Annotated in this window: 8 protein-coding genes; all 8 read right to left on the bottom strand. The window is 44.1% G+C overall.

Annotated features, from left to right (window positions below):
• Window positions 1-88: 88 nt before the first annotated feature.
• The gene (locus BW951_RS22045; protein ID WP_076396833.1) at window positions 89-583 is read right to left on the bottom strand and encodes a hypothetical protein; all 495 of its coding nucleotides are present in this window, start codon (window positions 581-583) and stop codon (window positions 89-91) included.
• 11 nt (window positions 584-594) lie between these two features.
• A complete protein-coding gene (locus BW951_RS22040; RefSeq protein ID WP_076396830.1) occupies window positions 595-2,607 on the bottom strand; it encodes a hypothetical protein in 2,013 nt (670 codons plus the stop codon).
• Window positions 2,608-2,620: 13 nt separating this feature from the next.
• Entirely contained in the window at window positions 2,621-3,250 is a 630-nt protein-coding gene (locus BW951_RS22035; protein ID WP_139326241.1) for a hypothetical protein, read from the bottom strand.
• 224 nt (window positions 3,251-3,474) lie between these two features.
• On the bottom strand, window positions 3,475-3,969 hold the full coding sequence (locus tag BW951_RS22030; protein WP_076396826.1) for a hypothetical protein: 495 nt from the start codon (window positions 3,967-3,969) through the stop codon (window positions 3,475-3,477).
• Window positions 3,969-4,856 carry a hypothetical protein gene (locus BW951_RS22025; protein ID WP_076396824.1) on the bottom strand — a complete coding sequence of 296 codons (888 nt, stop codon included), beginning with the start codon at window positions 4,854-4,856 and terminating at the stop codon, window positions 3,969-3,971. Before BW951_RS22025 ends, BW951_RS22030 begins: the two co-directional genes overlap by 1 nt.
• Before the next feature lies 1 nt (window position 4,857).
• Complete coding sequence (locus BW951_RS22020) at window positions 4,858-5,157, bottom strand: hypothetical protein (protein ID WP_076396822.1); 300 nt, start codon at window positions 5,155-5,157, stop codon at window positions 4,858-4,860.
• Window positions 5,157-5,345, bottom strand: a complete 189-nt coding sequence (locus tag BW951_RS22015) for a hypothetical protein (RefSeq protein WP_076396820.1) — start codon at window positions 5,343-5,345, stop codon at window positions 5,157-5,159. The genes BW951_RS22020 and BW951_RS22015 overlap by 1 nt, the downstream gene beginning before the upstream one ends.
• Window positions 5,335-5,631 (bottom strand): hypothetical protein, encoded by a 297-nt coding sequence (locus BW951_RS22010; protein ID WP_076396818.1) that lies wholly within the window; start codon window positions 5,629-5,631, stop codon window positions 5,335-5,337. The genes BW951_RS22015 and BW951_RS22010 overlap by 11 nt, the downstream gene beginning before the upstream one ends.
• Window positions 5,632-5,792: the final 161 nt, after the last annotated feature.

Below are 5,792 nucleotides of genomic sequence, written 5' to 3'. Positions count from 1 at the left end.
TTTCTCTTTCCGAATATAAATCCTGCCAGTCCTGTCAAAAGGGCTCCGAGAAAGGCAACCACAGGTTCCGTTATCAATTCTTTCATTGTTATATTTCGTTAATTTCTTTATCAAAAAGTTCTGTATACAGCCCCATAAACTGCTGTAAAATATCCACCAGATGGGCGGCTTTTGTTTTGATCAGAAAGCGGATATACTGTACAGACGGAGCTTTTAGTATGGCTTCTTTTTCGTCGGTAACCTGTCCGTCATCATCCGTTGTCCTGTAGATGCCTTTTAAAAAACCGTCCTTTCCCATGACCTGTTCCACATTTCCTTCATGGATCATCCAGTCTGGCATTTTTAACCGTTTATGGATGATATTGCCGTCCTTTATAATCAGGTACTGGCGGACATTGACGTAAATACGGTCTTCCCCGCCTTCCATATCCGGAGTATTAAAACCTGTTACCACTAATTTCCTTGCAAACTGCGGATACATCGGATGATCCGGAAGCATCATTTCATGCCATGATTTACCGGTGTTTTTTATGGCGTCTAATACTGCCTGCACTTCAGGCGTTACTATTAATTCAGTATTCATGATCTTATTTATTAAAATTTATAACCTTCAATGAAACTTACACTGGATGTACACGCCGTGGGAGGCGTAATCCCGTCAATATCTGCCGCACTGAATCCGTAATACAACAAAGACAAAGCTCCGTTTGAACCACTTTTTACAAAAGTTGCCGATACTGAACCGGTGGAAACGATAATGGTATAAATGCCCTGGTTTCTCATAATCATCACTTCGTAGGGTATGGATTGGAATTGTCCTACATTGAAGCCTCCCGATATCACAGATGACGATATATCCGCCCAGCCATATTTCACTGAACTGGAGTCATTATTTTGTTTTATTTTAGAAAATGCCTGACTGCTGTTTACCAAAGTCAGAGGATTGGAAGAAAGACCGACACCGATGATATTCCCCCAGCTTGTTAAACGTCCTGAACCTACCGTAACAGAAGCTTTCAAATAAAAATTTTCATTATCCGAAATTATTGTACCCGACTTGGCTGCACATACAACCGTTTCAAATTCAGTATATGGTGCATTGCCTGAATTTGGATAATGGCTTACCGTGGTACCGGAGGCATTGATGGTGTTGTTGACCTGTGCCGGAGTGGTTGACGCTTTCTCCCACGTCATCCCTGAAAAATCAATCGGGATTACATTAGAAACCAGAGTAATGGTAACACTTGCCCCGGTTGTATAAGAAGCCGCGCCGTTCCAGAGCTTAACCTTATAGGTTCCCAAAGCGAGATCTTTAAAATTATACCAGAAGGAAAGGTCTAAACCGCTGGTATATAATTGCACCTGACTGTTGGGAACCTGAAACTCAGTACCTCCTGCATCTACCAGATACACGGCAAAACCTGCGGGATTCAGATTCAGATTGGCACCCCTCATTACAAACCACTGTGCTGTATCCTGTTTCGCCGCAATTGGCGGGGTTATAATGGCTACACTCATGGTATTGGTCGTCCAGCCACCGTTTGCGATCGTTTTTATTTCATTTTTCTGTGCGTCGGTAAAGCCTTCCCAAAGTGCTTTATAGTCTGCGTAATCCCTGTACATAAACATTCTGGCTGCTCCGGTTAAATCCGAGCCATAATAACGCCTGTTTGAGTGCGTGATCTGATACGGCAGGGTTTCCGTATTTTCATCGAAAACCACTGCTTTACTCCGGATCCTTCCATTGCTGAGATGCAGCATTTCAGCAGGTGCCGTTGTACCGATCCCGAATTTCGTACCGTCTGTATAAATGCGGGATCCTGTAAAATCATTTCCGTTCCAGAACAGCAGGTAACCGGAAGCAGGATTAATGGCAGCCCATGAAACCTGCCCGAGAAAATACCTTGCGTAATAATTTCCGCTTGCGGTCGGCTTATTCATTTTGCCGTCCAAAGCTGCCTGTAAGCCCTGAACCATTGCAATGGTGAGATTCGTTAATCCGGTGGGAATATAATTATCAGCCGAGGTTTTGCTGCCTCCTTTATAGATGTATAAAGAATAATTTCCCGCTCCGTCAGGAATGGCAATGATATCATTTTTTTCATAGGTATAATTGGCATGATCAGCCATGAAAGAAGCTAACGAAGTCTGTGTTACCGTAATAAGCTCGGTTAAACCTAACGCCTCAATCATTCCGGAGATAATTTTCCCGTCGCTGTTAACATAGTTTTCCAGCAGCATACAAAGGGAATTGATCTGCTCTTTATTGTATACCGACTGGCTCTGTCCCGTATCCACCAGAGCGGTATTGGCAGGAATCTCATCTACGCCCAGCCTGTTTTTCCATGCATTGACATGGGCGGCGGTCAGGTTCGAAGCGTCCAGTTTTGCGAGGTATCCGGCGTGCGCATTCGAATCATTGAGATGGCTGCTGAGGGCTTGCGCGCTTGCCGTCTGTTCAAAAAGCCCGACAAGCCCGCTAACCTGCGACATGGGGATGGACTCATCCTTATGCCAGAATGAAGACCATGAAGCCTGAAATTGTGCCTGTGTGGGAAAATCCCCGGTTTCAAACCAGCTTAAAAGTGTATTTAAAGGTGTTGCCATGAGGTGTAAAATATTATTGAAAATCAGGTTCTATAAAATCGACAATGACCCCGCGGTTCAGGACATCCATGGGCATTCCCTTTCCCCCGGAATTGATCCCGTAGGTATGGTCATAGAATCCGTCCGGGGCTTTCCCGTTCCATTTGATAACGGAAAGGTCATTCCCCACGGCGGTCTGCCCGCTGTTGGTGGCTCCGTAAAAAGGGATCACATAATCCGGAATATTATTCTGGGTGATGGTTTTACTGTGGCTGCCGACCGTGGTTCCCAGGGTTGAAAAAACAGGATCGTTGGGATCAAGCCCGAAAATGGTCTTTCCTTTAAAATCCGTGCAGGGTTTCCAACCCGCCGGAATCTCAGAAAGGGGCTTACGCCAGAACCATGCAATCCCCCCGTTAACAATGGGAGCGGTCTTGAGCTCTACTTTGTCAAGCCTTGTTTTAATATCGTTCAGGTCGGCTTGCGTTGCGGCGGCATTGATTTTTTCCATCATGACCTTTAACGTGTCCAGTCTTTTAAAGTCGCCCCAGTTCCACATATTGTCAGGAGCAGAAAGTCCGAATTTTACCGTTTTCTTTTCGATCAGTATTTTATCGGTCTGATCCTGAAACGTTTTGGTGATCTGCGCCGTATGGATATACACCGAAGCAGTGACCAGCCCGCCCTCAAAATAGAGGACGTCCCCGTTGATCACCACAATACCGGGGCTTACGCTCTGCCCGGTGGGCGTACAGCCCGAGAGAATCGTTAAATGCCCGGCTACATCCCCCAAAACATTGAAGATGGTGTATGCTTCCTGGAGCACGTCCATTAAATCGTTGGTGAGGGGAACACCGCCGGTCTGAAGAAATTGGATATTAATTCTCATTATGGTATGATTTCTATGCTGTAGCGTTTGCTTATTAATTTGTAAAAGTCAATCTCGGCTCTGAGTTGATGCATATTGATCGGCGTGCCGGGAATCCTGACGATAAAATCGTACTCTGAATACAATTCCGCTTCCGTTCGCAGGTACAGAGGATTTTCATCCCCGTAAAGCCACCGGGTTTTGGAAAAATAGAGATTGTCCTCGGCTTCGGTATACAAATAAACTCCTTCATACTGTACGGCATTTACAATCCGGATCCTTCTTTCCAATGGATCAAAAGCATCATTAAGCCTTCTTTCCATGGAGAATTTCTGATAATTGAAATTCATTTTAATTAAATTCTGTTTTCTTCTTTTCAGAAACTCAATATATAATGCTTCAAGAGGGAAAATCAGGCACCACAAAAAATGAAGGGTTACCGGTTTTCTCCTGGAAGTAGGCAGCCACCATAGGGCTAACTGTTTATAACTGATATTAAATAACTCATCTTTCATTACTCGGCAGGCTGATAATTAATGTATTCTATTCCGCTCCAGTCTTCAATTTTAAACCGCCCTGATTTGGGGATTCTGCTGATCTCAACGGGTTGGAATAATCCATACCCGGTTCCCGGTTCGATCCATTGGCTCGAAACCTCTAATTTTTGCAGGTCTCTTACGCCGTTCACTTCCTGAATAACATTTTCCAAGGCTTCGACAGAAAGCTCACCGTTAAATGGCAGGTTTTTTAAAAAATTCTCAATGGCAATTTTAACGGGATACTCCGCCGTCAGAATGCTCATGCCGTCCGGATGCAGGAGTAAGGGATCGAAACAGATCCTGTATTTTAATAAAAGAATATCCGGCAGGAAATTCACCACCACAATATTGTCTCCGGTCGCCTGTATTCTTTCGATATACGATTTAAAAGCAAGGGCTTTTTCATCTGAAATCACCTCGTCCATATTTTCACCGGCAATTTTCATGGATATTTTTTTTACCCCGTTTCCGCTGATATTGGCAGTAACCGAAGCATACTTTATAATTTTTGAATCTTCGATCTCCTGCTGTGTTGCGGTAATGATATTTCCGTTTCCGTCTTCATAGGTTGGGAGAAACTCCCCGGTGTAGGAAAGCGGATCCAGTTCAAACCCATACTGAAACCGGAGTGCCTGCTCGCGGTACCATTTTTCATTGGGAACTTTCTGGGCAGCGATTTTATCGTCAATTTCTTTCATGTGCAATCTGAGGGCTTCCTGAAAATTAAAAATCATAAAAGCCACCGTTTCCAGCATATTGCGCCAGACTGCTGTTTTAGAATTGGAGGTCAGCCCCTGTAAAAAAGGGTTTGCCTCTTTTAGCGAAAGGATAAGTCCGATGAGTTCCTGAAGTGTACTGTTCATATTAGCTTACTTTAAAACCGTTTGCAATCTGCATATAGCCAATCCCTTTTAATGTTGGTATTTCGCTGTCCTGTTCGGCTGACCAGCCCGTTGCAGGCTGTATGTTCTTGGCATCGTAATAATTCAGGACGTCCGTATTTTTAAATACATCTTCAGGAATTTCAAGGGGTAATCCTGCAGATAATACGTCCGAAACCGACAAGCCATTAGCCACGGCGATGGCAAAGCAGTTTTCCACGGTTCCTGTGTATTGAATTGCAATGTCCAGAATAGTCTGATGAGTTAAAACAATTGTTTTCATTATGTTACTTTTCCCTGCGTTAAAGAACTTCCGGCACCTCCGCAAATTCCGGTCACAGTTCCGCTTTTTACATATTCCTCGATGGCATCCGCCAGTTCCTGAGCCGCGGTTTCTACATTACCGGTCGTTGATGGCTTATGTAACATCGTAATAAGCCTTTGGATGAGCTGGGCTTTATTAAGGGGCATCTCTTTGGGCGTTTATGGTGAAATTTTCAGCATCTTCAATTTTGAAGTCAATGCGGGTAAAGCCGTCATATTTTAGCTGTTCGTTGACCTCACGGGTAATCCCCTGGCGGGTATTTCTTGCCTTGAGCATTCGGGGCAGTTCTGCGCCCAGAAGCGGGGTATTTTTAAATTCCCCTTTAAAGGCAATGAGTAGGCTTTCAATTTCCTGCTGTCCGGATTCTCCAATATGAAAATCACCGTTTACAATGGAAATATCGTTGTCGTCATTCAGTAGGATATCATTCATAATTTTTAGGTTAAAATTTTGTTTAATGCCTGATTATTGGTGTTGACAATATCATTTTTAATCTGCATGATTGCCGGAACGTCAGGGGTTACCCCGATAGAAACCACCACTTTTGCCAGCTCATCACAGAGTTTCCCGAACCCGTCCTGAAACCCGTTAAG

Origin of the sequence: Chryseobacterium gambrini (assembly GCF_900156825.1) — a bacterium.
GTDB classification, from domain to species: domain Bacteria; phylum Bacteroidota; class Bacteroidia; order Flavobacteriales; family Weeksellaceae; genus Chryseobacterium; species Chryseobacterium gambrini.
Note: the sequence above shows the minus strand (reverse complement) of the source record. Positions and strands in the feature narration are given on the sequence as shown.